Below are 26674 nucleotides of genomic sequence, written 5' to 3'. Positions count from 1 at the left end.
CGGCCAGAGCTCACGCGCCGCGGTTCCGTCGGGAGCCGGACGCTCCGCCCGGCTTGTCCGGCGGCGCGTAACGGTCGTCCGGCAGGTGTCGGGCGCGGGACTCCCCGACGGCCTCCCGCAAGGCGCCTGCGAAGCGCCCGGGTCCCCACGACCGGCCGTGTACGGCCTGCTCGAGCCCTTCGCGGGTGGCGGGCCCGCTCTCTTCGAGGGCCCGGACCAGTTCTTCGATCTCCTCGTCGAGGCGCTGCTCGGCCATGGCGGTGGTGCGGCTCGCGGCGCCTGTGGTTCCGGCCATCCCCGGCGAGTAGAAAGAGCTGCCCGCGCCGGCGCCCGGACGGTACCGCCGCGCCCCGGTGCCTTCTCGCACCCGGCGGCCGGCCGTGCGGTCGGCGATCCGCTGGTCCCGCTCGCGTGCGGCCTGCCGTACGTCCGCGGGGCGGAGGCGGTCCCGTTCGTCCTGGGGCGCCCGCTCACCGCGCCAGGCCGCGTCGGCTTCCTCGGCGGTCAGCGGCCTGGCGATGTTCTCCAGGGACTGCTGTTCGGCCTTCACTCCGAAGGCGACCTCGGCCAGCCCGCCGAGGGCCATGGCCGCCGCTCCGATGAAGAAGCCGGTGGCCACGAGGGTGGTGTTGCCGCTGTGAATGAAGTGTCCGAACAGCAGCGGCCCGGTGATGCCGCCCACGGCGGTGCCGACGGCGAAGAACAGGGAGATGGACAGGGCTCGGGTCTCCATGGGGAAGACCTCGCTGACGGTCAGGTAGGCGGAGCTCGCTCCGGCGGACGCGACGAAGAAGGTCAACGAGACCAGAAGGAAGAACGACCAGGCCGTCAGCGAGCCGTTGACCAGCAGGACGGCGAGGACCACCGCCACGGCGGCCGAGCCGAAGTAGGTGCCCGCGATCATCGGCTTGCGGCCCACGGTGTCGAACAGCCGACCGAGCAACAGCGGGCCGAGGAAGTTGGCGATCGCGAAGATGATGAGGAAGTACGGCACCGAGCTGGAGCCCACGCCGAAGAACCCGCTCAGGAGCGTGCCCAGGTCGAAGACAGTCGCGTTGTACAGGAAGGCCTGGCCGACGAAGAGGGCAAGGCCGAGGAGGGCGCGTCGCGGGTACCGCTGCAGGGCCACTCGGCCGATCTCGGTGAACGGGATCACGTCACGTTGCCGGACGGTGACGGCCTCGGCCGGCTCGGGCAGGTCCCGACCGGTCTCCCGGCGTACCTCGGCCTCGATCTGGTCGACAATGCGTTCGGCCTCGTCCTCGTGACCGTGAATGAACAGCCAGCGCGGGCTCTCCGGTACATGGCGGCGGACCATCATGATGCCGAGACCGAGGATGCCGCCGAGGCCGAAGGCCAGCCGCCAGCCGAGGCCGGCCGGGAGCAGGTTCTCGTCGAGGAGCACCAGGGCGGCCAGGCTGCCGAGGGCGGCTCCCACCCAGTAGCTGCCGTTGATGGCCAGATCCACCTGCCCCCGGTTGCGGGCGGGGATCAGTTCGTCGATGGCCGAGTTGATCGCCGCGTACTCCCCGCCGATGCCCATGCCGGTGAAGAACCGGGCGAGATAGAGGTACCAGGCGTCGTGGGCGAAGGCGGTCGCGACCGTGGCGAGGATGTAGATGCCGAGCGTCAGCATGAACAGCTTCTTGCGCCCGTAGCGGTCGGTGAGCCGGCCGAAGAGCAGGGCACCGACGCATGCGCCCGCCACGTAGATCGCGGCGGCCGTGCCGATGTCGGCGCTGGTGAGGTGGATGCCGCTGTTCGGTTCGGTCATGCGTGAGGCGACCGCGCCGACGACGGTCACTTCGAGCCCGTCGAGAATCCAGACGGTGCCGAGGCCGATGACGATCCGCCAGTGGAACCGGGACCACGGCAGCCGGTCGAGGCGGGCTGGGACCTTCGTGGTGATGACACGGAGTTCGGGGGTGGTGGTCATGCCGCCGCCCCTTCCGCCTCGGGACACGGCCGATCCGCCGTACGGGCGATCGACCGGGCTCGCGCCCCGTGTCCGGCGTAACGTCCCTCCTTGTGCTGCGCTGCCGTCTTGTCGGACACCGGTTCCGCTTCCAGAGCGAGGGCGCCACCATGCGCTGGCGCTGCGAGCGCGGTTGCGGGGCGCACGGCAGCAAGCGGTATCCGAGCGCCGAGGACGCGGAGCGTTATGCGCGGGCGTTCGACCATGAGGACGCCGAGGACCTCGGGAGACGGGCACCGTTGGTGGGGCTCTTCCCCTTGCGCCTGTTGCGTGCCGTGCGGCTGGCACGGGCCAGGAGAGCAGGTTCGGCACCCGGTGACAGACCCTCGGCGCCTTGAGGCGATGTCCTGTGCAACGGCATTCATGGCGTCACCTCGATCTCTGGTCAAACGGCGCGGGGTGACGGCATCTTCCATTTTATGACATTTTGCGCGGCTCGGTGGGCATTCCGCTGCCGGTATCTCCCTTCGTCCGTCCAGTACAAGAAGCGAAGTCGCCATTTGATCCTGCAGGCGGAAGCGCCCGGACGAAATGCTCGACACCGTGAACACGCGACACAACACGCCTCCGCCTGTCCGCACGTCGTCGGCACGGTGACGGCGAGCGGTCCGTGCCCTGACGCACGGACCAACCGCTGACGACCGAAGGAATGCGAGCGCCCCCCACGGCACGGCACTCGGCGCCTTTCTGAACAGTGGCGCGGCGCTCGGTCGGTCCGCAGACCGTTCTCATGTGCGGTTGACTCCGGTCGGCCGGAGCGGAGTTCGTGCCGTCCGGCTGTGGCGGTTCGGGAAGGTGGTTGTGGCCCGGGCGCAAGGGTACCCGGCGCAGCCGGACCGTCTCGGCGCGCTCGTCCCGCAACAAGGCGTGGGCCGACGCGGCACCGGTCTGTCGTGCCAGCATCGCGGCCAGGAAGAAGTCCTGCGCCGACGGCAGTACCACCGAGCGGATGGTGCGGTACCCCGGGCAGCGGTCACGGTGGCGCAGCGCGAACGCCCAGGTACTGCCCCCGCCGGGCAGGCTCAGCCTGCCGTCGCGGCCCTGCAGCGCCGGCATCCCGGCGGCCACGGCGCTGTCGTCGGGACGGGCGCCGTCGGCGAGGAACCGCGCCTGACCAGGGCTCCGTCGCGCAGCACATGTGCGGCAACGGCCAGGCGGCAGCCCGTGGACAGCAGGCAGGACGCTCCGAGGGCGACGCTCCCCGGCGACTCGAACATCGAAGTGGCGAGCGTCGACAGCTCGAACACCTCACCCGACCGCTCCGGTGCCGTCTTGCGAGAGGCCGGATTCCTGACCCATGCGCCGTGCATTGCCGACCTGTGAGAACCGCCCACTCGTCCGCGGTGTCTCAGCCCGCTGGATCGATTCCGACCGCGCGATTTGGTCACCGTGGACCGATGCCGACTGCATAACCGGCGCGCAGCATGACGGTGGTCCGACCAGCCGCACCGCCGCCATGGTCGGCCGGTCGCACAACGAGGAGATCGACGAGGAGGCGGCGGCACTCGAACGATAGGGCCGCTCGGCCGGCAGACGCTTGAACAGGCCGTCAGGGGCGCTCCTGGGGTCCTGGCCGCTTCCGCACCGCCCTGAAGGACGCGGTCGAGGAGTCCCGGGCGCAGCGGCTGTCCTCCAGTGCCTATGCCCCGCCGGCCCGGGCCGGCGGCTGACGGGAGGGGTGTGGAAGATGTCCGACGGTACGCCCACCCGGCCCGCGGCGTTCGTCTTCGACCTGGACGGGACGCTCGTCGACAGCGTGTACCAGCACGTCATCGCCTGGCAGCAGGCGTTGAGCGAGATGGGCATCGCCCTGGCGATCTGGCGGATCCACCGGAGGATCGGGATGAGCGGCGGCCTGCTCGTGCACTCCCTGCTGCGCGAGACCGGCGTACGGCTGACGCCGAAGGAGGCCGAGGAACTGCAGAACGCCCATCACCGCCACTTCGAAGGCTGGACGAACGCCATCCGGCCGCTGCCCGGAGCCGCCGAGCTTCTCCGGACGCTGACGGACTGCGGCGTCCCCTGGACGATCGCCACCAGCGCCCGCCGGGACGACGCCGCACCCATGCTCGCCGGACTCGCCGTGCCGTCTGACGTGCCGACGGTCACCCGCGAGGAAGTCAGCCGCGCCAAACCCGACCCGGATCTGTTCCTGGCGGGCGCGGCGCGGCTCGGCATCCCCGCCCGCGACTGTGTCGTCGTCGGAGACAGTGTGTGGGATCTGCTGGCTGCGCGGCGGGCGGAAGCACTCGGAGTGGCGCTGCTGTCCGGAGGGTATGGGCAGGACGAACTGGAGCGGGCCCAGGCGTTCCGGGTGTACGCCGACCCCCTCGACCTGCTGGGGCACATCGACGAACTCGGCGTCCGGGACGCGCACGGCGCCTGAGCGCGACATATCCGTCCCCGGGCGGTCCGGCACCCGGGGACGGTGAGGATGGCGGCACTGCTCAGGAGGCCTGTGCGGTTTCGCCGCCGGCCTCGCTGGTCTTGACGCGGACCACCACGTCTGCCGCCTCTTCCAGGCTGTGGTCCAGGTTGTTGAGGAACCGCTCGTCGTCGATGCGGATGCCCCGGAGCATGTCGGCGTCGAGGCTGTCGCCGATCTCATCGGCGAAACGCTCTGCCGCGCGGGCGGCCGCCGCCGCCTTGGCCGCGACGGCGAACTCCTCCTCGATGTCCTTCAGGAGGCGTTGCGGAGTGTGACCGTCGTGCCCGGCCCGCACGGCTGACGGCAGCCCCGACATCATCCGCAACAGCACGCGGCCGGTGCTCACGGCCTGACCGCCCAGGGTGATGAAGGCCTCGGACAACGGTCCTTGGGTGGTCAGCTGCTCCAGGCGGCGATTGAGCTCGTGGATGTGGTCATCGACCTCCTGGATGTGGTCCTCCAGGGTCTGCCGGTGGTCCCTCGCGGGTTCGGCGGCCAGATCCGCCCGCAACTGGCCGGCTACCGCCTCCTCGGCATCGCGGACGTCGCGCAGCAGCGGGATGACCGCTTCAACGGTGACTGCCATCAGAACTCACCTCCACGATTTACACATCCGTATTTTGGACATATCGGTGTACCCGGTGGGAGGTTGCTTACACACCTCCGGCTGGGGAGGTCACGCAAGGTGCGGCGACCGGCCGCCGGGGCGGCCGCCACGCCGGTCCTGCTCCACGCGCTGCGCCGCGCTCAGGTCCAGTTCGGATGCAGGGTCGAGGCGCACCGACCTGGCCACCTCATCCCGGCTGCCGTACTCGTCCGAGGGAATTCCGAGGGAATGGCGCGAAGCGCCTCTCCGGCATGCATTCTCGGCGGCCTGGACCAGTTCCTCCTTGCCCGCAGGGAAGTCGACGTCCTGCGGCGCGTCCAGCACGTCCCGTACGCTTGTGGGATGCCTCCTCCTCTCAGTTATTGTCCGGGGCACTTCGTACCGGCCGTGCTACCCGTGGCGTTCCCGGCAAAACCGGCTGATGGGGACGTCTAAGCATTCCGGGGAATCCTGTGCCCGGCGGCGAATCCGAGGGAGATCACATGCCCGGCAATATCGAACGTGCCGCCCTGCGCGCCGCGGTTCAGGCCGCCGAGCAGACCCTGGCGAACGCCGCCGAGCAGGCCGAGCGGCAGTACCCGCAGGACCCGTCCGCCCAGTGCGTCGCCGAGGTCGGGACGCTCACCGGTGCGTTGAGGGCCCTGCTGGACGCGGTGCGCCCCCTTACCGAGGAGGGCGAAGAGGGCGGGCGGTGACCGGCGCTTTCGGCACCGGCCGCAGATTCGCGCCGGCGTTTCGATCACCGTTTGGGGCAGTGCATGCGCAGTACCGTGATGCGTTGCCGGATAGCAGGCGCCATGGACAGGTCAGCCGGCGGGCCCACGTGCCCGAGTAGCGGGCCAGGGAGCTGACCCGGGCCACGATGCTGACGCCGGCCGAGCGGATCACCGGCGGCGAGGCCAGGCACCTGGTCGGCGTCCTGCCCGCCGAGATCGCCGAGCTCGCCCCGCTCCTGCTCCCACCGGAGGATGTCGCCCAGAATTTCGGCGTTGCCGAGTTCGTCCGGCGAGCGAGTGAGCGGGCGGGCGTCGATGAGACCGTGGCGCGCAGGGACGTTGCGGCGGTTTTCATGACTCTGGCAGAAGCCGTCCCCGGCACGGAGCTCCAGGATCTGATGTCGCAATCGCCGAACAAGTTCCAGAACGTCTGGCGTCGGACGTCCAGGGGCCCGGAACACGGCTGCGCGCACGCCATGAGAATCGCTCGCAAGCGCTTGTTTGACATCCACCGGGCCGGTGGGAGGCTGGAAGAAGCGGTGGCGCGGCATGTGCGCCTTTCCGGTGCCGCATTCGAGGGCCCGGCGCACGTGGCCGGCTTTTGGCGCGTGGCCGGCTTGCCACGCCTGTCGCGTGTTATGACACGAACTCCATCGACGTCACGACAGGGGACCGGGCATGAGTACTCCGACGCCCCACATCAGCTCGCCCTCCCGGGTTCCGGCCAGTGCCTCGCCGACCGGGGACGGCATCGTCGTCGGAGCCGGCCCGGTACAGGTGGATGCCTTCATCGACTTTCTGTGCCCGTTCTGCAAGCAGTTCGAGGGGAAGAGCGGGCCACTCCTTGACGAGCTGGTGGCCGACGAGGCGATCAGTCTCGTCTACCACCCGATGGGCTTTCTCGACGACTTGTCCACCACCCGGTACTCCTCCCGTGCCTCGGCGGCGTCGGGCTGCGCGTCCGATGGCGGCCACTTCATGGAGTACCTGTACGCGCTGTTCGCCAACCAGCCCCCCGAGGGCGGGCCGGGCCTGTCCGATGACGAACTGGTCGAGCTCGGCCGCGCGGTCGGACTGGCGGACAGGTCGTTCGCCGCGTGCGTCCGGCAGGGCGTCTACCTGGACTGGAGCTCTTACGTGACGGCGATGGCCGCCCAGCGGGGCGTGGGCGGAACGCCGACCGTGGCGGTCCAGGGGGTCCCGGTACCGGCCAACCCCCGGACCATCCTCGCCGCGGTCCGTGCCGCCCTCGCCGGTGTCGGAGGATGAGGCGCCCGGTCAGCCGTGGACCGTGTCCGGCGTGAAATTCCTTTTTCTTGGCCTTCTTGGCCGGCGTGATCTTGGCGAAGGACATGGAGATATCCCCTCCTGGCACGTCGTCAACCGACGTTGATCGCCGCTTACTTCTTCCTGTGTTGCATCTGTGGGTGCGGCTGATGCCGCATTCAAGAAGCAAGGTGAGCGTTGGCCTATGTTTTCTCACTGCGTCCACGCTCGCCAATGCGACCGATGCACTTGCCGGATCGCCTGCCCATTGCCGGGGAAGTTCGGCCTGTTTCGCAATTCGTCGAGGAAACCGCCGTACTGGTGCTACCGGCCACATCCTGCCAAGTCGTGGCAGCCGCCGACGGCGTTTCACACGATGCGGCGGCGCCGGGCGGGCGAAGAAAGCCGGTGCCGTCACGAAGGAGTGCTGACCTCCGAGGTAGCAGGTCGAGGTTCCTGCGATCCGGTGACGGATGACCAAAGACCAGCAAGATCGGACCTTTACGGTCGGGGCCCTCGTTTCGTATGTGTACGCGGCCGCGTCAGCCGCTCAGCGGGTCTCGTCCGGCCTGGCGGTGCCGGCCTCGGGGGTTTCGGGCTGCGCGTACAGGATGTCGCGGGCCTGTTCCGCGGCACGGGCGAGGCTCTCGCCGACGAAGTCGACGAAGCGGGCGATGTTTTCCAGGCGGGCGGCGGCGGGGGTGTCGGGGCCGAGGAGGGCGACGCCCCGGCGGGCGGTCTGGGCGAGTTCGGCGTTGGACCGGGCGGCGGCGATCATTCCCTGGTACCAGACGTCGTTGTCGACTATGTAGCGCTCGCGGCGGCGTTCGTCGCGTTCCCGGCGGATGAGGCCCTGGCTCTCGAGCTGGGTGATGGCCTTGGAGATCGACGCCGGGCTGACCTGGAGGTGCCGGGCCAGTTCCGACGCGGTGAGGCTGCCCGTGTCGTCGGTGTAGAGGCAGGTCAGCACCCGGGACATCATCTTCGGCAGGCCCTGCCGCATCAGGAGGGTGGTGAACGCCTCCTCGTACTCGCGCACGGCCTCGGCGTCGCGGCCGTGGGCCTGCGGCGCGGCCGTCGTGTCGCGGGGGGTGGTCTGCCTGCGGCGGTGGGCGCGGTGTTCGGTCGCGCGATGGGCCAGGTCGGCGCGGTAGGCGGTGGGGCCGCCGTTGCGCATCACCTCGCGGGTGACGGTCGAGGTCGGACGGTCGAGACGCCTGGCGATCTCCGCGTAGGCGAGGCCGTCGGCCAGCCCCAGCGAGATCTGCTGGCGTTCCTGCTGGGTGAGTCGGCCTCCCGGCATCGCGGTCTCCTTCATGGTGCGTGGTGGGTCCCACTATAGCGTTCACTCTCACTCCATTGCAACGCACCCTTCTGGTGCTGTTGCGTTGCCGTGTCAACCGTTGCAACGAAATGGGCGCCTCTACCTGCACTGATTCTTCTGCAACGCAACATGCGCGTTGCCGAAATCATGAACGCAACGTAGCTTTTCCCTTGTCGGAAACAATGGGTCGCACGGCCCGACGACACGGAAGAGGGAGCACACCATGCAGACGTTCGACACCCCCGCCCCGGTCTCCGCCGTCCTGGACATCCCCGCGGGACACATCCGGTTCATCGCCGCCGACCGGGCCGACACCACGGTCGAGGTACTGCCCGCCGACGCCTCCAAGGGCCGCGACGTGAAGGCGGCGGAGAGGATCGAGGTCACCTACGCCGATGGCGTCCTGCGGATCGAGGCCCCCGCGGCGTCGAACCGGATCCTCGGCTCGTCCGGATCCGTCGAGGTGACCGTCCAGTTGCCCGCCGGCTCCCGCGTCGAGGCGAAGGCGGCCCTCGCCGAACTCCGGGGCGTCGGGCGCCTGGGCGACGTCGACTTCGAGGGCGCGCAGGGCTCGGTCAAGCTCGACGAGACCGCGGGCGCACGCCTCGCCCTCCAGGCCGGCGACGTCGCGGTCGGCCGCCTGGGCGGCCCCGCCGAGATCAGCACCCACAAGGGCGACATCAGCGTCGCCGAGGCCCAGCGCGGCGAGGTCACCCTGCGCACCCAGCACGGCGAGATCACCGTCGGCGCCGCCCGCGGAGTCTCCGCCTCACTGGACGCCGGTACCGGCTACGGCCGGATCCACAACGCGCTGAAGAACGCCGACGGCGCCGCCGCCGGCCTGACCATCCACGCCACCACCGCCTACGGCGACATCACCGCCCGCAGCCTCTGAATCCGCAGACAGCAACCAAGGGGGCACCTCTCATGACCGACCTGGCCATCGCGGCGAACGGACTGCGCAAGTCCTACGGCGACAAGACCGTCCTGGACGGCGTCGACCTGGCCGTACCGGAGGGAACGATCTTCTCCCTGCTCGGCCCGAACGGCGCCGGCAAGACCACGGCCGTCAACATCCTCTCCACCCTCATCTCGCCCGACCCCGACAGCGGTTCCGTCCGCGTCGGCGGTCACGACCTCGGCACCGAAGGGCAGGCCGTGCGCGCCGCGATCGGCGTCACCGGGCAGTTCTCCGCCGTCGACGGCCTGATCACCGGTGAGGAGAACATGCTCCTCATGGCCGACCTCAACCACCTCACCCGGCGCGAAGGGCGCCGGGTGAGTGCCGAACTGCTGGAGCGCTTCGACCTCACCGACGCCGCGAAAAAGCCGGCGTCCACCTACTCCGGCGGCATGAAGCGCCGCCTCGACATCGCCATGACCCTGGTCGGCAGCCCCCGCATCATCTTCCTCGACGAGCCGACCACCGGCCTCGACCCGCGCTCCCGGCACAACATGTGGCAGATCATCCGCGAACTCGTCACCGGCGGCGTCACCGTCTTCCTCACCACCCAGTACCTGGAGGAGGCCGACGAACTCGCCGACCGCATCGCAGTCCTCCACGGCGGGAGGATCGCCGCCCAGGGCACCGCCGACGAACTCAAGCGCATCGTCCCCGGCGGACACGTCCGGCTCCGCTTCACCGACCCCGCCGCCTACCAGAGCGCCGCCACCGCCCTGCACGAGGTCACCCGGGACGACCAGGCCCTCGCCCTGCACATCCCCAGCGACGGCAGCCAGCGCGAACTGCGCCTCATCCTCGACCGGTTGGACACGGCCGGCATCGAGGCCGACGAACTGACCGTGCACACCCCCGACCTCGACGACGTCTTCTTCGCCCTCACCGGCGGCGCCGGCATCCCGAACCAGCCCAAGGAGAACGCCCGATGAGCACCCTCGCCCTCGCCCTGCGCGACTCCTCCACCATGCTGCGCCGCAACCTCCTGCACGCCCGGCGCTACCCCTCCCTCACCCTCAACCTCCTGCTCACCCCGATCATGCTGCTGCTCCTGTTCGTCTACATCTTCGGCGACACCATGAGCGCCGGCATCGGCGGCGGCAGACCGGACCGCTCCGCCTACATCGCCTTCGTCGTCCCCGGCCTGCTGCTGATGACCATCGGCAGCACCGTGGTCGGCACCGCGGTCTCCGTCTGCAACGACATGACCGAGGGCATCATCGCCCGCTTCCGCACCATGGCGATCCACCGCGGCTCGGTGATCATCGGTCACGTCATCGGCAGCGTCCTGCAGTCCGTCATCAGCGTCGTCCTCGTCGGCGCCGTCGCCGTGGCCATCGGCTTCCGCTCCACCGACGCCACCCTCTGGGAATGGCTCGCGGCGTTCGGGCTGCTGGTGCTCTTCTCCACCGCGCTCACCTGGATCGCCGTCGGCATGGGCCTGATCAGCCCGAACGCCGAGGCCGCCGGCAACAACGCCATGCCCTTGATCCTGTTGCCGCTGCTGTCCAGCACCTTCGTCCCCATCGACGCCATGCCCGGCTGGTTCCAGCCCATCGCCCAGTACCAGCCGTTCACCCCCGCCATCGAAACCCTGCGCGGACTGCTCCTCGGCACCGGGATCGGCAACAACGGCTGGCTCGCCATCGCCTGGTGCCTGGCCCTCGCAGTCCTCGGCTACCTCTGGTCCGCCTCCAAGTTCAACCAGGACCCCAGGTAACCGCCATGACCACGCGGGCCGTCCCCGCGACCCGCCCCACCCCAGGGCGGCGTACACCGACAACCGTCGAGGTACGCCGCCCCGTTCGTCTGCGTGCCGGACACTTCCGCCTTTTCACACACGCGACTTCGCGGACGAGGGAGGATGACCGCCATGACGGATGAAGGCCCCTCCATCGACCGCACAAGGCCGAGCATCGCCCGCGTCTACGACTACCTGCTCGGCGGCACGGACAACTACGCCGTGGACCGGGAGGTCGGTGACGTGTTCAAGCGCGACCTCCCCGGTTCGGTGGCGATCGCCTTCGCCAACCGCGCGGCGCTGATCCGGGCCGTCGCGGAGATCGTGACGACGACCGGCGTGCGGCAGTTCATCGACCTCGGCAGTGGTCTGCCGACCGCCGACAACGTCCACCAGATCGCACAACGGCACGCTCCGGAGTCGCGGGTCGTGTACGCCGACATCGACCCCCAAGTACTGCTCCACGGACGCGCGTTGCTGGAGGAGAACGAGCGGACCCGGGTCGTCGCGGGCGATGTACGCGACCCCGAGGACGTCCGCACCCACCCGGAGACCCTGGAACTGATCGACTTCGACCGCCCCGTCGCCGTCATCCTCAGCGCCGTCCTCCACCACGTGAACGACGAGGAGGACCCGGCCGGCATCGTCCGCTACTGGCGCGACCAGGTGCCCCCGGGCAGCTACTTCTTCCTCAGCCACTTCCGTTCCGGCGACAACCCGGAGACCACGGAAGCCGAACGGGTCCTCCAGCAGACCTTCGGTCGTGGCCGGTGGCGCACCGAAGAGGAGATCGAAGCCCTGCTGGACGGCCTGGAGATTCTCGACCCCGGCATCGTTCCGGCGCCGCTGTGGCGCCCGGAGGCGGCAGGCGGCCCGAGGCGGAGCGGCGGCGAAAAGGACCTCACCGTCTGGGAGCGGCTCATCGCCGCCGGGCTGGCGCGGAAGTCCGGTTAGGCGCGGCAGGCCGGCCCCGGGCCTCGGGCGGCCGACCTGCCGGCGGTCACGCCCTGGAAATGACCGAGACGCCTCTTTGTCGGCCACCTACCCTGGCCGCATGGCCCACGCGAAGACCTCCTACGTCTGCCTGCCCTGCCGGGCCTCCTACAAGCAGTCCTACGACCCGGACAGGCAGCGGATCTGCCCCCGCTGCGCCCAGCCACTGATCCACGTCGGCTCCGCGTTCGCCGTACCGCGCCGCCGGGACACCGCCGCCTGGCGGACGCTGTCGGTGCTGCTGCACGCCGGTGTCCGGTTCCACAAGAGCTGCTGCTGCGGGCCTGGTTACCGTCCCCGCAGCCTGAGCGAGGTCCGCGAGCGGATGACGTACGCCCGGCGCAGCGGCGAGCCGTTCGCCAAGGCACTCGTGCGGTACGAAGTACCGTGACGTCGACGCGGCTCAAGGCCGGCGGCCGTGGTCGAGGACCGACCCGGCCCCCGCTCCTAGCCGCTCGGACGGGGCAGCGCCGCAAGGTCGTCGGCCTGCCCCACTCGGCGTCGCCCCCCGGGCCTCGACCCCGCCCGCCGTGCCGCTCCGAATATTCGCTACTCGCCGCCCGGTCTCTTTCCTAGACTCGGCATGCACCGCGCGCCGCACCCACACATCGGCGGCGTGCTCAGTGCGTCCACCGAACCGTGATCACCGAGGGGAGCCCGGCCGTGCGTGACCGTACCGCCGTCGTCGTCCCCCCGTCGCGGTCCGAGGTGATCCTCGTGTCCTCGTCCGTCCGGTGCCCGCTGCGCGGCCGGCACCGGATGCCCGTGACGACCCACTGACCCGGTTCATCGACTCGTAGGCCGACAGAGCCTTTTCAGGGTTCCCCGTGTCTTCTCGTCCGGGAAATCGCGCTGCCCCTTTCGTTGAACCGCAGAAAGGCCACGGGCCGTGCGCACCAACCTCAGCACCCTCGCCGTCGTCCGCAACCTCGGCATCCTCGCCCACGTCGACGCCGGGAAGACCACCGTCACCGAGCGCGTCCTGTATGCGACGGGCACCACGCACAAGCGTGGCGAGGTGCACGACGGCACCACCGTCACCGACTTCGACCCGCAGGAACGCGACCGTGGCATCACCATCTTCGCCGCCGCCGTGAGCTGTGCCTGGGACGGTCACCGCATCAACCTCATCGACACCCCGGGCCACGTCGACTTCGCCGACGAGGTCGAGCGCTCGCTGCGCGTCCTCGACGGGGCGATAGCCGTGTTCGACGCCGTCGCCGGGGTCGAGCCGCAGAGCGAGTCGGTGTGGCGGCAGGCCGACCGGCACGGCGTTCCCAGGATCGCCTTCGTCAACAAACTCGACCGCGCGGGCGCCGACCTCGACCGGGCCGTCGACTCGATCCGGGAACGGCTGCATCCGGCCCCGCTGGTCGTCCAGTTGCCGATCGGCGCCGAGGACGGCTTCACCGGCGTGGTGGACCTGGTGCGGATGCGCTCCCTGGTCTGGGCCGACGGCGAGGGTACGGCCGTGGAGGGGCCGGTGCCGGAAGCGCTGCACGAGGAGGCGCTGCGACGGCGCCGGGCGCTGGAGGAGGCGGTCGCGGAACTGCACCCCGCCGCCCTGGAGGAGTTCTGCGAGAACGAGACCCTCTCCGCCGGCACCCTCGCCGCCACGCTGCGCGACCTCACCCGCACCGGCGACGGCGTGGTCGTCCTGTGCGGCTCCGCCTACCGCAACCGCGGCATCGAACCACTGCTGGACGCGGTGGTGGCCTACCTGCCGTCGCCGCTGGACGTGCCCGCCGTACGCGGTGTGCACGAGGACACCGAGCAGCGGCGGGCCGCCGACCCCGAAGCGCCGTTCGCCGCCCTCGCGTTCAAGGTGAACGCGGGCAGCACCGGACGCCTCACCTACGTACGCGTCTACTCGGGCGCCGTCGAGAAGGGAGACACCGTGTGGGACCCGGGCACCGGCCGCACCGAGCGGGTGGCACGGATCCTCAGGGTCATGGCGGACCGGCACGTCCAGCTGGACCGGGCGGTCGCCGGTGACATCGTCGCGCTGGCGGGCCTGAAGTCGGCGCGGCCCGGCTCGACCCTGTGCGATCCCCACGCCCCGCTGCTGCTGGAACCGCCCGTGGCCGCCGAGCCCGTGGTCTCCGTGGCCGTGGAGGCGCGGCGCGCCACGGACACCGGGAAGCTGGCCACGGCGCTGGCGCGGCTGGCGGAGGAGGACCCCTCGCTGGTGGTGCGCACCGACGGCGAGACCGGGCAGACGGTGCTGTCCGGGATGGGGGAACTGCATCTGGAGGTCGCGGTGGAGAAGATCCGGCGTGACGGCGGACCCGAGGTCACGGTGGGCCGTCCGAGGGTCGCGCACCGGGAGACCGTAGTGCGCGGCGTGAGCGGTCATGTCCACCGGCACGTCAAACAGGACGGCGGCGCGGGCCAGTTCGCCCATGTCGTCCTCGACGTCGAGCCCCTCGGAACCGAAGTCGAGGCCACCGGCTTCGAGTTCCGGTCCGTCGTCGTCGGCGGGCGGGTGCCGCAGGAGTACGTGCGCGCGGTGGAGGCCGGCTGCCGGGACGCCCTGACCGAGGGGCCGCTCGGCGGTCACCCGGTGACGGGTCTGCGGGTCACGCTGACCGACGGCTCGACCCATGTGAAGGACTCCTCCGACATGGCGTTCCGCACCGCCGGCCGGCTGGGACTGCGCGCGGCGCTGAGCGTGTGCGCGATGACCCTGCTGGAGCCGGTCGCCGAGGTCACGGTCACCGTGCCGGAGGAAGCGGTCGGCGGTGTCCTCGGCGACCTCGCCGCCCGGCGCGGCCGGGTCACCGGCTCCGGGACGCGGGGCGGCGCGGCGGTGCTGACGGCCACCGTGCCGCTGGCCGAACTGTTCGGCTACGCGACCCGTCTGCGCAGCCGTACCCAGGGGCGGGGCACCTTCACCACGCGGGCGGCCGGTTACGTCCCGGCACCGGTGAAGGCCCTGGTCCGGTAGGGGCCAGGGCGGCCGGGTGCACCGGCCGCACGCGGGCCGCTCGCGGATCGTACGCAGGCCACAAGCGGGCCGCATCACGCATGGCCTCAAGGCGTGGTGTGGCCCGCCCGCGTCCGGGGACCCGGAAGTCGACCTGTTCAGGGACTCGGCAGAGCGGAAAATCACCCTTGCCGGGCGATGCGGTCGCCCGCCGAGCCGGATGAGGTGGACGACGGACACCCCTGGCCCGGCTGCCCGGAAGGGAAGGCGTGAGACGAGGATGACCGAGGACACGAGCCGAGGCACGACACGAGACGCGGCGCGACGCACGTCACGAAGCACGACACAACGCACGTCACGAGGCCGGACACGAACCATGACGCGTCACGGCCGCTACGCCGTACGGAGGGCGTGACCCATGTGCCGCTGGCTTGCCTATTCGGGAACGCCCCTGGTCCTCGAAGAGGTCCTGTACCGGCCGAAGCACTCGCTGATCGACCAGAGTCTGCACGCCAAGATGGGCGTCGAGACGACCAACGGCGACGGCTTCGGCATCGGCTGGTACGAGGAGCACGCGCGAACGCCGGCCGTGTTCCACGACGTCGGCCCGGCCTGGAGCAACCGGAACCTGAGGGAGATCGCGGGGCATGTCCGCGCCCCCCTGTTCTTCGCCCACGTCCGGGCCTCCACCGGCACGCCCGTCCAGCAGACCAACTGCCACCCGTTCCGTCACGACCGCTGGATCTGGATGCACAACGGCGCCATCGCCGGCTTCCACCTGCTGCGCCGGGACCTCCTCCTCGCCGTCGACCCGGCGCTCTTCCCGTCGATCGAGGGCAGCACGGACTCGGAGGTGATGTTCTACCTGGCCCTCACGTTCGGGCTGGCCGACGACCCGGCCGGTGGTGTCGCCCGTATGGCCGGCTTCGTGGAACGGCTCGCCCGGGAACACGAGCTGGCGCCGCCGTTGCAGATGACGATCGCGGTCGCCGACGGAGACCAGCTCCTGGCCTTCAGGTACGCCAGCTCCGGCACACCCAGGTCGCTCTACTACAGCAGCAGGGTGGAGGACATGCGGGCGCTGCACCCGGACACCGACTTCCTGCGAGGTGTGTCCGACGAGACCCGGCTGGTGGTGTCGGAGCCCCTGGGTGATCTGCCCGGTGCCTGGAACGAGGTACCGGCGAACAGTTACGGAGTCGTCCAGGAGGGCCACGACCGCCTCCGGGACTTCCAGCCCGCGATTCCCTGACCGCAGGCCGCGGCGACCACCCCGCACCGCCTCCCACCCAGCCGCGCACCCCTTCCGTCTCCCACCAGCGCGCACACCCCTCCTCCCACCAGCACGCACCCTTCCCCTCCTCGCACCTGCGCGCACACCCCTCCTCCCCTCACACCAGCCGCCCGTCCAGCGCCACCCGCCAGGCCGGCGACGGCACAGGCCGGGCGGCGGGCCGTGGCCGCCCGCCGCCGCGGGTGAAGAACGCGGCCAGCGGCAGGACCGCGGCGCCCACGGTGACCGCGTCCGGGCCGAGCAGGCCCAGTTCGATGCCGACCCGGCCCGCCGGAAACCGCAGGGCCCGCGCGAGGGCGTGCTCGCGGACCTGGTCCAGGAACGCGCCCCCCAGTTGCAGCCCCGCCCAGCCGCCGATCAGCAGCCGCTCCGGCTGGAAGAGGTTGATCAGATCGGACAGGCCCGCACCCAGGTACTCGGCGGTCTCGGCGAGCACGGCCGCGGCGACCGGGTCGGGTGCGCGGCCGCCGGCGGGGCGGGCCGCGGCGAGCAGTTCGGTCAGCGCGGTCTCCTCGTCCGCCCCGGCCGAGGGGCGTCCGCCCGCCTCCCGCCACCGCGCCACCAGCGCCTCCGCGCCCGCGTACGCCTCCAGGCAGCCCCGGGCGCCGCACCGGCACCGGCGCCCGCCGACCCGTACCGTCAGATGCCCCCACTCCACCGCCCGTCCCTGGGCCGCCTCCTCCGTGACGACGCACGCGCCGACACCCGAGCCGAACAGCACCACCACCGCGTTACGGGCCCCGCGCCCGGCCCCGAACCACATCTCGGCCTGCCCGAGGGTCTTCGCACCGTTGTCGATGAAGTAGGGCACCTCCGGCGGGAGTTGACCGGCATCGGACCGTCGGAGCAGCCGTTCCAGCGGGACGGCGTCCCAGCCGATCGTCTGCCCGTGGACGACCGCTCCCTCCGCCTCCTCGATGATGCCGGGCACGCCGATGCCCACGCCGAGCAGGTCACCGGTGGGCGGCCGGCCCGCGCCGAGCACCTCGGCGACGCCTTCGTGGACATGGCCGACGACGGCGTCGACGTCGTAGCCTCGTGGCCCCAACGGCCGCTCGGCCCGCGCCAGTTCGCGCAGTGCCAGATCGAACAGCTCCACCCGTACCCGGGTCTCGCCGACGTCGACCCCGATCAGGCACCCGCTGTCCGGCCGTATCCGCAGCAGCCGTCGCGGCCGGCCCGCGTCGGAGCCGACGCTGCCCGCCTCCTCGACCAGCCCGTCGGCCAGCAGCTCGGCCACGACGTTGCTGACGGAGCCCGAACTCAGTCCGGTCGCCGGGACCAGCGCCTGCCGGCTCGTCGGCCCATCGAAATACAACCGTTGCAGAACGGCACCCCGGCTCTCCCGCCGCAGGTCACGCACCGTACGGCCGCTCAGCCCTGCCACCCGACCTCCCTGGTTCGCGCGCAATTCCGGCCCGCGGGACCGGATATCGCTGCCGGATCCCTTGACGAGCGTTTCTCTTGAGGTTTAACTCACATCCTAAATTAAGCCATGAGGGGCTTCAGAAGCCGAACGGGGTGTCGGCCTTCGCGATCAGCCCCGAGGGGTATCGACTCCCGGAAAGGGACACCAGGAGCCATGCGCAGCATCCGAGCCGCGGCCGTCGGCGCCGTCACCATGTCTCTCGCCCTCGCGGCTACGGCCTGCGGAGGGGGTTCGTCGAGCGGCGGGGGGTCCAACGACTCGCCGAAGACGCTCACTTACTGGGCCTCCAACCAGGGCGCCAGCATCGCGATCGACAAGAAGGTCCTGCAGCCCGAACTCGACAAGTTCCAGAAGCAGACCGGCATCAAGGTGAAGCTGGAGGTCGTGCCCTGGTCCGACCTGCTCAACCGGATCCTCACCGCCACCACCTCCGGCCAGGGCCCGGACGCGCTGAACATCGGCAACACCTGGAGCGCCTCCCTGCAGGCGACCGGCGCGCTGCTGCCGTGGGACGCCGAGAACTTCGGCAAGATCGGCGGCAAGGACCGGTTCGTCGACTCCGCGCTCGGCTCGACCGGCGCACAGAGCAAGGACCCGGCCGCGGTGCCGCTGTACTCGATGGCGTACGCCCTCTACTACAACAAGGAGATATTCGCCGACGCCGGCATCTCCAAGCCGCCGGCCACCTGGGACGAGCTGGTCGCCGACGGCAAGAAGATCAAGGCGAAGGGCAAGTCCGTACTCGGCGCGGAGGGCGCCAACGTCTCGGAGAACATCCACCACGTCTTCGTCTTCGCCAAGCAGCACGGCGCCGACTTCTTCACCGCCGACGGCAAGCCGGACTTCACCAACCCCAAGGTGGTCGAGGCGGTCAAGCAGTACGTCGACCTGATGGCCAAGGACAAGGTCATCCCCACCGGTGACGCCGAGTACGCGCAGAACCAGTCCGTCAGCGACTTCGCCAAGGGCAAGCAGGCCATGCTGCTGTGGCAGTCCGCGGCCTCCAACCTCAAGTCGCAGGGCATGAGCGAGGACACCTACGGCATCGCGCCGGTCCCCGTCCGGTCCGGCACCCCCGGCACCGGCACGCAGACCAACTCCATGGTCGCCGGCATCAACATCGCCGTCTTCAAGAACAGCCACAACCTCGACGGCGCCACGAAGTTCGTGAAGTTCATGACCAGCGACGACGAGCAGAAGATCCTCAACAAGGCCTACACCTCCATCCCGCCGGTCAAGGGCGCCCAGACCGACCCCGCCTTCACCTCGCCGTCCAACGTGGTGCTCAAGAGCACCCTCGCCGTCAGCGCGGCGGCACTGCCGCAGGTCGCCTCGGAGTCGCAGTTCGAGACGACGGTCGGCACGGCCGTCAAGGATCTGTTCGCCGACGCCGCCGCCGGCCGCGCGGTGACCACCGACTCCGTCAAGGCCAAGCTGGAGAAGGCCCAGCAGCAGATGCCGGCTGCGTGACCCGACATGACCTCCACCGCTCTCAAGGAGCCGGTGCGCCGGACGTCCCCCGGTGCGGCGCGCGAACCTCGCCGCCGCACCGGGCGGATCCGCCGCATCGGCCTACCGTACCTGCTGCTCCTGCCCGCCCTGCTGCTCGAACTCCTCGTTCACCTGGTGCCGATGGTCATCGGCACCGTGATGAGCTTCAAGGAACTCACCCAGTTCTACATCCGCGACTGGGGCAGCGCCCCCTGGTCCGGCCTCAACAACTACAAGGTGTCGGTCGACTTCGACGCGCCCGTCGGCGAGGCACTGCTGCACTCGTTCTTCGTCACCGTCGCCTTCACCCTGCTCTCGGTCGGCCTGTGCTGGCTGATCGGCACCGCCGCCGCGGTCTTCATGCAGGACACCTTTCGCGGCCGAGGACTGCTGCGCGCCCTGTTTCTGGTGCCGTACGCGCTGCCCGTCTACGCGGCCGTCATCACCTGGGTGTTCATGTTCCAGCACGACAACGGCCTGGTGAACCACGTACTGCACGACCAGCTCCACCTCACCGACAAGCCGTCCTTCTGGCTCATCGGCGACAACAGCTTCTACGCCCTGCTCACCGTCTCGGTGTGGAAGGGCTGGCCGTTCGCCTTCCTCATCGTGATGGCCGGCCTCCAGAACATCCCCAAGGAGCTGTACGAGGCGGCCGCGCTGGACGGCGCCGGGATGTGGCAGCAGATCCGCCGCATCACTCTGCCGTCGCTGCGACCGGTCAACCAGGTGCTGGTCCTGGTGCTGTTCCTGTGGACGTTCAACGACTTCAACACGCCGTACGTGCTGTTCGGCAAGGCCGCCCCGGAGGCCGCCGACCTGATCTCCGTCCACATCTACCAGGCCTCGTTCGTCACCTGGAACTTCGGCACCGGCTCCGCCATGTCGGTCCTGCTGCTGCTCTTCCTGCTGGTCGTGACCGGCGCGTACCTGCTGTTCACCTCACGCGGACGGAGGGCCGCCGATGCCTAGCCCCGGCACTGTGATGCCCAACTCGCCCATGGCGCCGCCCCGTTCCTTCCTCTGGGCGCGGCGGATCTTCCTCACCCTGCTCACCGGCTTCGTGCTGGTGCCGGTGTACGTGATGGTCTCCAGCTCGCTGAAGCCGCTCGCCGACGTCACCGGCAAGTTCCGCTGGCTGCCCAGCGGGCTGACCATCCGCCCGTACATCGACATCTGGTCCACAGTCCCGCTCGCGAAGTACTTCGTGAACTCCCTGATCGTGGCGGGCGCGGCGACCGTCTGCTCGGTGGTCATCGCGGTGTTCGCGGCCTACGCGGTCAGCCGCTACGAATTCCGCGGCAAGCGCGTCTTCACGGTCACCGTCCTGTCGACGCAGATGTTCCCCGGCATCCTCTTCCTCCTCCCGCTGTTCCTGATCTACGTCAACATCGGCAACGCCACCGGCATCGCCCTGTTCGGCTCGCGCGGCGGCCTGATCCTGACGTACCTCACCTTCTCCCTGCCGTTCTCCATCTGGATGCTGATCGGGTACTTCGACTCGGTGCCGCGCGACCTGGACGAGGCCGCGCTGGTCGACGGCTGCGGCCCGCTGAAGGCGCTGCTCAGGATCGTGGTGCCGGCCGCCATCCCCGGCATCGTCGCGGTCGCCGTCTACGCGTTCATGACCGCCTGGGGAGAGGTCCTCTTCGCCTCCGTCATGACCAACGACACCACCCGCACCCTCGCCGTCGGCCTCCAGGGCTACTCCACCCTCAACGACGTCTACTGGAACCAGATCATGGCCGCCTCGCTGGTCGTCAGCGTGCCCGTGGTGGCCGGCTTCCTCCTCCTGCAGCGCTATCTCGTCACCGGTCTGACGGCCGGCGCCGTCAAATGACCACCTTCCCGTACCCCGAAGGGACTTCCGTGTCCGAACGCATCGACCTCGCCGCACTCCCGCACGACTTCCTGTGGGGCACGGCCACAGCGGCGTACCAGATCGAGGGGGCCGTCGACGAGGACGGCCGTTCGCCCTCCATCTGGGACACCTTCTCGCACACCCCCGGGAAGATCGCGAACGACGACAACGGCGACGTCGCGTGCGACCACTACCACCGCTGGCGCGAGGACATCGGCCTGATGCGGCAACTGGGCACCAATGCCTACCGGTTGTCGATCGCCTGGCCACGGGTGATCCCCGACGGGGCGGGCGCCGTGAACCCCAAGGGCCTAGCCTTCTACGACGAGTTGGTGGACGCCCTGCTGGAGGCGGGCATCACCCCGGCCGTCACCCTCTACCACTGGGACCTGCCCCAGGCGCTTCAGGACCGCGGGGGCTGGCCGGAGCGCGCGACCGCCCTGGCGTTCGCCGAGTACGCCTCCACCGTCGCCGAGCGCCTCGGCGACCGCGTCAAGCTCTGGGCCACCCTCAACGAGCCCTCCTGCTCGGCCTGGATCGGACACCTGGAGGGCACCATGGCCCCCGGCTGGACCGACCTGAGCGCAGCCGTCCGGGCCTCCTACCACCTGCTCCTCGGCCACGGCCTCGCCACCCGCGCGATCCGCGCCGCCGTCCCCGACGCACAGGTCGGCATCGTCAACAACCTCTCCACCGTCTTCCCCGCGACCGACCGCCCCGAGGACCTGGCGGCCGCCCGCCGCCACGACGGCCACGTCAACCGCTGGTGGCTCGATCCGCTGCACGGCCGCGGCTTCCCCGCCGACATGCTCGAGACCTACGGCGTCGAACTCCCCGAGCAGCCGGGCGACATGGAGACCATCGCGGCCCCGCTGGACTGGCTGGGCCTGAACTACTACTTCCCGGCCTACGTCGCCGACGACCCCGACGGCCCGGCGCCGCGCGTCCGTTCGGTCCGCCGGCCCGACGTCCCGCGCACCGGCATGGACTGGGAGATCGACGCGAGCGGCATCGAGACCCTGCTGCTGCGCCTCACCGAGGAGTACGGCGCCCGCAAGATCTACGTCACCGAGAACGGCTCGGCCTACCCGGACGTGGTCCGCCCCGACGGCACCGTGGACGATCCGGAGCGCCAGGAGTACCTGGAGCGGCACCTCGCCGCCTGCGCCTCCGCCGCCCGCAAGGGCGCACCGCTGGCCGGCTACTTCGCCTGGTCGCTGCTGGACAACTTCGAGTGGGCGTACGGCTACGACAAGCGCTTCGGCCTGGTCCACGTCGACTACCGCACCCAGGTGCGCACGATCAAGGGCAGCGGGCACCGGTACGCGGACATCGTCCGCGTGCACCGCGGCCAGCACCGCCGGGCCGCCTGAGTCCGGCCCGGACGACCGGTGGGCGCGGGTGCGTGAGCCCGCGCCCACCGGATACGCACCGCCCGTTTCCCTGGACTGTCATGTACGCGTCATAAACCGCACCGCCGGATCCCCACCCCCACTGAGGAGAGCCGCATGCCATCCCGAATCCCGCGTACCCTGCTCGCCGCCGCCCTGTCCACCATGGCCCTGCTGACCTCCGGCCCGCTCCTGGCCGCCCCCGCGCACGCCGCCCCGGCCGCCGCCACCTGGGACACCGACCGAGCGGCCGCCGCGTACGCCGTGAACCCCGCCGCCGTCACCGCCTCCGGCAGCGAGAACGCCGGCACCGCCCCCGGTCTCGCCCTCGACGGCAACGGCGCCACCCGCTGGTCCAGCAACTTCGCCGACGACGCCTGGATCCGCGTCGACCTCGGTACCACCATCCGCGTCGACCGCGTGGTCCTGGACTGGGAGGCCGCCTACGGCAAGCGCTACGTCCTGGAGGTCTCCAGGAACGGCACGGACTGGACGCCCTTCTACACGGAGACCGAGGGCACGGGAGGCTCGGTCACGGCCCACACCTACCCGCAGGAGGTCACCGGCCGCTACGTCCGGCTGCGCGGCCTCCAGCGCGCCACGCCCTACGGCTACTCCCTCTGGAACTTCAAGATCTACGGCGGCGAACCGGCTCCCGCCTCAACGACCCGCACCAACCTCGCCCTGAACCACCCGGCCTACTCCGACTACTACCAGCACGCGGGCAATTCTCCGGCGTTCGTCACGGACGGCGGCTGGCCGGCCGACCTGAAATCCGACAGCACGCGCTGGTCCAGCGACTGGAACGCGGACCGCTGGGTGTCGGTGGACCTCGGCGCCCGGTCGACGATCGACACGGTGGACCTGTACTGGGAGTCCGCCTACGCGGTCGACTACCTCCTACAGGTCTCGGACGACAACCGCACCTGGCGCACGGTCTACGAGCCGTCGGCCGCGGACATCGCCGCCCGCCGCGCGAACGTGAAGTCCCCGTCGGAGGCGACGGGCCTGCACGACACGGTGAAGCTGCCGTCCCCGGTCACCGGCCGTTACGTCCGCATGCTCGGCAAGGAGCGCCGCTCCTTCTACAACCCGGCTCCCGCGACGGCCCAGTTCGGCTACTCCCTCTACGAGTTCCAGGTCTGGGGCACCGGCGGCTCCGCCTCAGCCACGTACCCGGCACTCCCGGCCGACCAGCCCGGCGGCTACCGCACCACCTTCTTCGACGACTTCACCGGCGCCGCACTGGACCGCTCCAAGTGGCGCGTCGTGCGCACGGGCACCGAAATGGGCCCGGTGAACGGAGAGTCCCAGGCCTACGTGGACTCCGCGGACAACATCCAGACCCGCGACGGCAGCCTGATCCTGAAGGCCAAGTACTGCAAGGGCTGCACCAAGGCGGGCGGCGGTACCTACGACTTCACCTCGGGCCGCATCGACACCAACACCCACTTCGACTTCACGTACGGCAAGGTCAGCGCCCGTATGAAACTCCCGGTGGGCGACGGCTTCTGGCCGGCCTTCTGGCTGCTCGGCAGCAACGTCGACAACCCGTCCGTCTCCTGGCCGGCCTCCGGCGAGACCGACATCATGGAGAACATCGGCTACGGCGACTGGACCAGCTCGGCCATGCACGGCCCCGGCTACTCGGCGGACGGCAACATCGGCGCGCGCCAGACGTACGCCGGCGGCGGCACGGCGGACCAGTGGCACACCTACGCCGTCGAATGGACCCCAACGGCCATGCGCTTCTACGTCGACGACCGCCTGGTCCAGGAGACGACCCGCAACAAGCTGGAGTCGACCCGCGGCCAGTGGGTCTACGACCACAACCAGTACGTCATCCTCAACCTCGCCCTGGGCGGCGCCTACCCGGCCGGCTGGAACAAGGTGACCAGCCCCTACTGGGGCCTGCCGCAGTCCAGCGTGGACCGGATCGCGGGCGGGGAAGTGCACGCCGAGGTGGACTGGGTGCGGGTGGAACAGAAGGGGTGACACCGGCCACACCCCTGGGCGGCGGCAGTCGGGCAGTTCACGGGCTGCCGCCTCGGCCCCATGTCCCTGGGGCGCTGCGCCCCCGTCCGGCGACGGGTGGCCTTCAGCACAATTTGCCCGATAAGGGCAGGCGAATGTGTATAAGTGGATCGAAGGGCGGTTGTGCTCCTCGGCAACCAGTCCCGGAGAATCCGAGATCAACGGCATGGGAGAAGAGTTTGACCGCGGTACGAATACGACGCACCAGGCTGGTGGCTGCGGCCGGCGTACTCGGCGGTGTGCTCGCAGTCACGGCCTTGGGCGGTACCAGTCATGCCGCCACCGGCGGCAACGGCGCCGGTGACCAGCAGCAAACCCAGGCTCCGGCGGCTCCGACGGCGTCTGCGGCTCCGACGGCACCCGCGACTCCGGCGGCATCCGCGACTCCGGCGGATCCCACGGCCACCCAGGACGCCTCCGACGCCCGAATCAAGATCACGCCCGGACAAGGCGCCCACAACGTCGGGGTCACCGATCCCGTCAAGGTAACCGTCAGTGACGGCAAGCTCACCAAGGTGACCATGACCGCCGTCGCGACCGGTGCCGAGGTTCGGGGAGCCCTGTCCGCGGACGGTACGTCCTGGAAGCCGAACGGCTCGCTGAAGCCGGAGACCAGGTACCAGATCGCCGCGGAGGCCCAGGACACCCAGGGCCGCTCCGCCGCCGAGAACGCCACGATCGCCACGGTCTCCCCGGCCAACGACTTCATCGGGCACCTCTCCCCCCTGAACGGCTCGACCGTCGGCGTGGGCATGCCGGTGTCGGTCACCTTCAACAAGGCGGTCACCGACAAGGCCGCCGTGCAGTCGGAGATCCAGGTCCGCTCCAGCAGCGGGCAGCAGGTCGTCGGCCACTGGCTCAACGACGGCCGTCTGGACTTCCGACCGGAGACGTACTGGAAGGCCGGCTCGACCGTCACCGTCGACATGAACGTCGGCGGCGTCCAGAAGACGGTCACGTTCAAGATCGGCCGGAGCCAGGTCAGCACGGTCGACGCCAAGACCAAGCAGATGACCGTCGTGCGGGACGGCAAGAAGATCAAGACCATCCCGATCTCGTCCGGCAGCGCCGAGCACCCGACGTACAACGGCCAGATGGTCATCTCCGAGAAGTTCCGGCACATCCGTATGAACGCCGCGAGCGTGAACCTCACGGAGAAGGACGGCAAGCCCTCGTACGACATCGCGGCCGTGCCGCACGCCATGCGCCTGTCCGACTCGGGCACGTTCATCCACGGCAACTACTGGGGTGCCGACTCTGTCTTCGGCAAGGTCAACACCAGCCACGGCTGCGTGGGCCTGAAGGACGTCAAGGGCGGCGGCGACAGCACGAAGCCCGCGGCCTGGTTCTTCGACCGCTCGCTGATCGGTGACGTCGTGATCGTCAAGAACTCCGACGACAAGACCACGCTGGCCCCGGACAACGGCCTCAGCGACTGGAACGTGCCGTGGAGCGAGTGGACCGCGGGCGGCGCGGTCAACTGACGCGAGGGCGTACTCCACACGCCTGAACGTGACCGGCGCGGTACCGCCCCGCGCCGGTCACGCCGCGTTCGGCGGCCGGGCCCTGATCTCTCCCCCCGAGGAAGGGCTCGACTCCTCGTGCCCGACGCCCGCGCCGTTCGCTGCCGGTCGGCCCGGCGCCGTAACGGCCCGCCGGAAATCTTCACGGCCGACAAGTAAGGCGCAACGGGCGTAGCGCAAACTCGGTGCGGCTGAGCTTGGTAATTTGGCCAGGCACCGGATCGTCCGCAAGGGGGAAGGGGATCCCGTCATGGCATGGGACGAGTGGGAGCAGCTCAAGGCTCAGTCGGCCGGGCGGGGGCAGGCCCACATGCGGCTCAACCACGTGCCGCCGGACGGGGGTGGCGGAGGTAACGGGGACCTGGTGGTGTACCAGGACGATCTGGGCGCCGTGGGTCATGAGGCCAACATCCTCTACGACGACGTGAAGAGCCAGGCCGACATCGCCGGGACCGGCAACGGCTCGACGGCGCAGGCCGCCGCCACCTTGAAGTCGCACGGGTTCCAGACCGGCGGTGCTCTGGAGACGACCGTCGAGATGTGGACCTCGCAGGTCAAGGCCGTACTGCAGGCTTGCGCGCACATCTCCGACCACTTGGACTACACCAAGAAGCGGCACGCGGAGGACGACGCCAAGATCGGTGCCGTGCTGCGCGGCAGTGACGGCTCGGCCGCGTCCGTGTCCCAGCTCGACGAGTACTTCAAGTAGGGGGACCG

General features: G+C 70.1%; 22 protein-coding genes and 1 pseudogene. 18 read left to right on the top strand and 5 right to left on the bottom strand.

What is annotated here, in order from left to right:
* Window positions 1-10 precede the first annotated feature (10 nt).
* Window positions 11-1936 carry an MFS transporter gene (locus tag ABZ478_RS07035; RefSeq protein ID WP_359546066.1) on the bottom strand — a complete coding sequence of 642 codons (1926 nt, stop codon included), beginning with the start codon at window positions 1934-1936 and terminating at the stop codon, window positions 11-13.
* Between the two features lie 1726 nt (window positions 1937-3662).
* On the opposite strand from ABZ478_RS07035, the gene ABZ478_RS07030 reads away from it, so the two are divergent.
* Window positions 3663-4361 carry an HAD family hydrolase gene (locus tag ABZ478_RS07030; protein WP_359546064.1) on the top strand — a complete coding sequence of 233 codons (699 nt, stop codon included), beginning with the start codon at window positions 3663-3665 and terminating at the stop codon, window positions 4359-4361.
* A gap of 61 nt (window positions 4362-4422) precedes the next feature.
* On the opposite strand, the gene ABZ478_RS07025 is transcribed toward ABZ478_RS07030, so the two are convergent.
* Both ABZ478_RS07025 and ABZ478_RS07020 read right to left on the bottom strand, forming a co-directional pair.
* The gene (locus ABZ478_RS07025; protein ID WP_359546063.1) at window positions 4423-4989 is read right to left on the bottom strand and encodes a hypothetical protein; all 567 of its coding nucleotides are present in this window, start codon (window positions 4987-4989) and stop codon (window positions 4423-4425) included.
* 90 nt (window positions 4990-5079) lie between these two features.
* Window positions 5080-5334 (bottom strand): DUF2795 domain-containing protein, encoded by a 255-nt coding sequence (locus ABZ478_RS07020; protein ID WP_359546061.1) that lies wholly within the window; start codon window positions 5332-5334, stop codon window positions 5080-5082.
* A 158-nt stretch (window positions 5335-5492) separates the two neighbouring features.
* Here ABZ478_RS07020 and ABZ478_RS07015 point away from each other — a divergent pair, with 158 nt between their 5' ends.
* The 3 genes and pseudogenes from ABZ478_RS07015 to ABZ478_RS07005 all read left to right on the top strand — a co-directional run bounded on the left by ABZ478_RS07015 (window position 5493) and on the right by ABZ478_RS07005 (window position 6995).
* Entirely contained in the window at window positions 5493-5705 is a 213-nt protein-coding gene (locus ABZ478_RS07015) for a hypothetical protein (protein WP_359546059.1), read from the top strand.
* A gap of 167 nt (window positions 5706-5872) precedes the next feature.
* Window positions 5873-6091: pseudogene (locus ABZ478_RS07010) on the top strand (DUF2267 domain-containing protein); the annotation flags it as partial.
* Between the two features lie 313 nt (window positions 6092-6404).
* Window positions 6405-6995, top strand: a complete 591-nt coding sequence (locus ABZ478_RS07005; RefSeq protein WP_359546057.1) for a DsbA family protein — start codon at window positions 6405-6407, stop codon at window positions 6993-6995.
* Window positions 6996-7542: 547 nt separating this feature from the next.
* Here ABZ478_RS07005 and ABZ478_RS07000 read toward each other — a convergent pair.
* Window positions 7543-8295: a helix-turn-helix domain-containing protein gene (locus ABZ478_RS07000; protein ID WP_359546056.1), complete on the bottom strand. Its 753-nt coding sequence runs from the start codon at window positions 8293-8295 to the stop codon at window positions 7543-7545.
* A 244-nt stretch (window positions 8296-8539) separates the two neighbouring features.
* On the opposite strand from ABZ478_RS07000, the gene ABZ478_RS06995 reads away from it, so the two are divergent.
* From ABZ478_RS06995 to ABZ478_RS06965, 7 genes are all read left to right on the top strand, one after another.
* Window positions 8540-9211, top strand: a complete 672-nt coding sequence (locus tag ABZ478_RS06995) for a DUF4097 family beta strand repeat-containing protein (protein ID WP_359546054.1) — start codon at window positions 8540-8542, stop codon at window positions 9209-9211.
* 32 nt (window positions 9212-9243) lie between these two features.
* Window positions 9244-10206: an ATP-binding cassette domain-containing protein gene (locus ABZ478_RS06990; RefSeq protein ID WP_359546053.1), complete on the top strand. Its 963-nt coding sequence runs from the start codon at window positions 9244-9246 to the stop codon at window positions 10204-10206.
* On the top strand, window positions 10203-10994 hold the full coding sequence (locus ABZ478_RS06985) for an ABC transporter permease (protein ID WP_359546051.1): 792 nt from the start codon (window positions 10203-10205) through the stop codon (window positions 10992-10994). Before ABZ478_RS06990 ends, ABZ478_RS06985 begins: the two co-directional genes overlap by 4 nt.
* Window positions 10995-11138: 144 nt before the next feature.
* Window positions 11139-11969: an SAM-dependent methyltransferase gene (locus ABZ478_RS06980; protein ID WP_359546049.1), complete on the top strand. Its 831-nt coding sequence runs from the start codon at window positions 11139-11141 to the stop codon at window positions 11967-11969.
* 100 nt (window positions 11970-12069) lie between these two features.
* Window positions 12070-12399: a deoxyxylulose-5-phosphate synthase gene (locus ABZ478_RS06975; RefSeq protein WP_359546047.1), complete on the top strand. Its 330-nt coding sequence runs from the start codon at window positions 12070-12072 to the stop codon at window positions 12397-12399.
* Between the two features lie 498 nt (window positions 12400-12897).
* A complete protein-coding gene (fusA, locus tag ABZ478_RS06970) occupies window positions 12898-14955 on the top strand; it encodes an elongation factor G (protein ID WP_359546045.1) in 2058 nt (685 codons plus the stop codon).
* A gap of 397 nt (window positions 14956-15352) precedes the next feature.
* Window positions 15353-16186 carry a class II glutamine amidotransferase gene (locus ABZ478_RS06965; protein ID WP_359546043.1) on the top strand — a complete coding sequence of 278 codons (834 nt, stop codon included), beginning with the start codon at window positions 15353-15355 and terminating at the stop codon, window positions 16184-16186.
* Window positions 16187-16325: 139 nt separating this feature from the next.
* Here the strand turns inward: ABZ478_RS06965 and ABZ478_RS06960 are convergent, their stop codons facing one another.
* On the bottom strand, window positions 16326-17615 hold the full coding sequence (locus tag ABZ478_RS06960; RefSeq protein WP_359546041.1) for an ROK family protein: 1290 nt from the start codon (window positions 17613-17615) through the stop codon (window positions 16326-16328).
* Between the two features lie 195 nt (window positions 17616-17810).
* Here ABZ478_RS06960 and ABZ478_RS06955 point away from each other — a divergent pair, with 195 nt between their 5' ends.
* The 7 genes from ABZ478_RS06955 (at window position 17811) to ABZ478_RS06925 (ending at window position 26666) form a co-directional block, all read left to right on the top strand.
* Window positions 17811-19127, top strand: coding sequence for a sugar ABC transporter substrate-binding protein (locus tag ABZ478_RS06955; RefSeq protein ID WP_359546039.1), 1317 nt, complete (start codon window positions 17811-17813; stop codon window positions 19125-19127).
* A 6-nt stretch (window positions 19128-19133) separates the two neighbouring features.
* Window positions 19134-20120 (top strand): sugar ABC transporter permease, encoded by a 987-nt coding sequence (locus ABZ478_RS06950; protein ID WP_359546037.1) that lies wholly within the window; start codon window positions 19134-19136, stop codon window positions 20118-20120.
* 28 nt (window positions 20121-20148) lie between these two features.
* A complete protein-coding gene (locus tag ABZ478_RS06945; protein WP_359546726.1) occupies window positions 20149-20988 on the top strand; it encodes a carbohydrate ABC transporter permease in 840 nt (279 codons plus the stop codon).
* Window positions 20985-22382 (top strand): GH1 family beta-glucosidase, encoded by a 1398-nt coding sequence (locus ABZ478_RS06940; protein ID WP_359546035.1) that lies wholly within the window; start codon window positions 20985-20987, stop codon window positions 22380-22382. Before ABZ478_RS06945 ends, ABZ478_RS06940 begins: the two co-directional genes overlap by 4 nt.
* Before the next feature lie 135 nt (window positions 22383-22517).
* The gene (locus tag ABZ478_RS06935; protein ID WP_359546034.1) at window positions 22518-24395 is read left to right on the top strand and encodes a discoidin domain-containing protein; all 1878 of its coding nucleotides are present in this window, start codon (window positions 22518-22520) and stop codon (window positions 24393-24395) included.
* Between the two features lie 218 nt (window positions 24396-24613).
* Window positions 24614-25918 carry an Ig-like domain-containing protein gene (locus tag ABZ478_RS06930; protein ID WP_359546032.1) on the top strand — a complete coding sequence of 435 codons (1305 nt, stop codon included), beginning with the start codon at window positions 24614-24616 and terminating at the stop codon, window positions 25916-25918.
* Between the two features lie 289 nt (window positions 25919-26207).
* Entirely contained in the window at window positions 26208-26666 is a 459-nt protein-coding gene (locus tag ABZ478_RS06925) for a hypothetical protein (protein ID WP_359546030.1), read from the top strand.
* Window positions 26667-26674 lie beyond the last annotated feature (8 nt).

Source organism: Streptomyces sp. NPDC005706, assembly GCF_040631045.1.
In the GTDB taxonomy this organism is placed as follows: Bacteria; Actinomycetota; Actinomycetes; order Streptomycetales; family Streptomycetaceae; genus Streptomyces.
Note: the sequence above shows the minus strand (reverse complement) of the source record. Positions and strands in the feature narration are given on the sequence as shown.

Bases quoted from the DNA above. Each gene is read 5' to 3' on its own strand.
- ABZ478_RS07030 (WP_359546064.1), top strand. From the start codon at position 3,663: ATGTCCGACGGTACGCCCACCCGGCCCGCGGCGTTCGTCTTCGACCTG.
- ABZ478_RS07000 (WP_359546056.1), bottom strand. From the start codon at position 8,295: ATGCCGGGAGGCCGACTCACCCAGCAGGAACGCCAGCAGATCTCGCTG.
- ABZ478_RS06940 (WP_359546035.1), top strand. From the start codon at position 20,985: ATGACCACCTTCCCGTACCCCGAAGGGACTTCCGTGTCCGAACGCATC.
- ABZ478_RS06995 (WP_359546054.1), top strand. From the start codon at position 8,540: ATGCAGACGTTCGACACCCCCGCCCCGGTCTCCGCCGTCCTGGACATC.
- ABZ478_RS07035 (WP_359546066.1), bottom strand. From the start codon at position 1,936: ATGACCACCACCCCCGAACTCCGTGTCATCACCACGAAGGTCCCAGCC.
- ABZ478_RS06955 (WP_359546039.1), top strand. From the start codon at position 17,811: ATGCGCAGCATCCGAGCCGCGGCCGTCGGCGCCGTCACCATGTCTCTC.
- ABZ478_RS06975 (WP_359546047.1), top strand. From the start codon at position 12,070: ATGGCCCACGCGAAGACCTCCTACGTCTGCCTGCCCTGCCGGGCCTCC.
- ABZ478_RS06950 (WP_359546037.1), top strand. From the start codon at position 19,134: ATGACCTCCACCGCTCTCAAGGAGCCGGTGCGCCGGACGTCCCCCGGT.
- ABZ478_RS06945 (WP_359546726.1), top strand. From the start codon at position 20,149: ATGGCGCCGCCCCGTTCCTTCCTCTGGGCGCGGCGGATCTTCCTCACC.
- ABZ478_RS07015 (WP_359546059.1), top strand. From the start codon at position 5,493: ATGCCCGGCAATATCGAACGTGCCGCCCTGCGCGCCGCGGTTCAGGCC.
- ABZ478_RS06990 (WP_359546053.1), top strand. From the start codon at position 9,244: ATGACCGACCTGGCCATCGCGGCGAACGGACTGCGCAAGTCCTACGGC.
- ABZ478_RS06965 (WP_359546043.1), top strand. From the start codon at position 15,353: ATGTGCCGCTGGCTTGCCTATTCGGGAACGCCCCTGGTCCTCGAAGAG.
- ABZ478_RS06980 (WP_359546049.1), top strand. From the start codon at position 11,139: ATGACCGCCATGACGGATGAAGGCCCCTCCATCGACCGCACAAGGCCG.
- ABZ478_RS07005 (WP_359546057.1), top strand. From the start codon at position 6,405: ATGAGTACTCCGACGCCCCACATCAGCTCGCCCTCCCGGGTTCCGGCC.
- ABZ478_RS06985 (WP_359546051.1), top strand. From the start codon at position 10,203: ATGAGCACCCTCGCCCTCGCCCTGCGCGACTCCTCCACCATGCTGCGC.
- ABZ478_RS07025 (WP_359546063.1), bottom strand. From the start codon at position 4,989: ATGGCAGTCACCGTTGAAGCGGTCATCCCGCTGCTGCGCGACGTCCGC.
- ABZ478_RS06925 (WP_359546030.1), top strand. From the start codon at position 26,208: ATGGCATGGGACGAGTGGGAGCAGCTCAAGGCTCAGTCGGCCGGGCGG.
- ABZ478_RS06935 (WP_359546034.1), top strand. From the start codon at position 22,518: ATGCCATCCCGAATCCCGCGTACCCTGCTCGCCGCCGCCCTGTCCACC.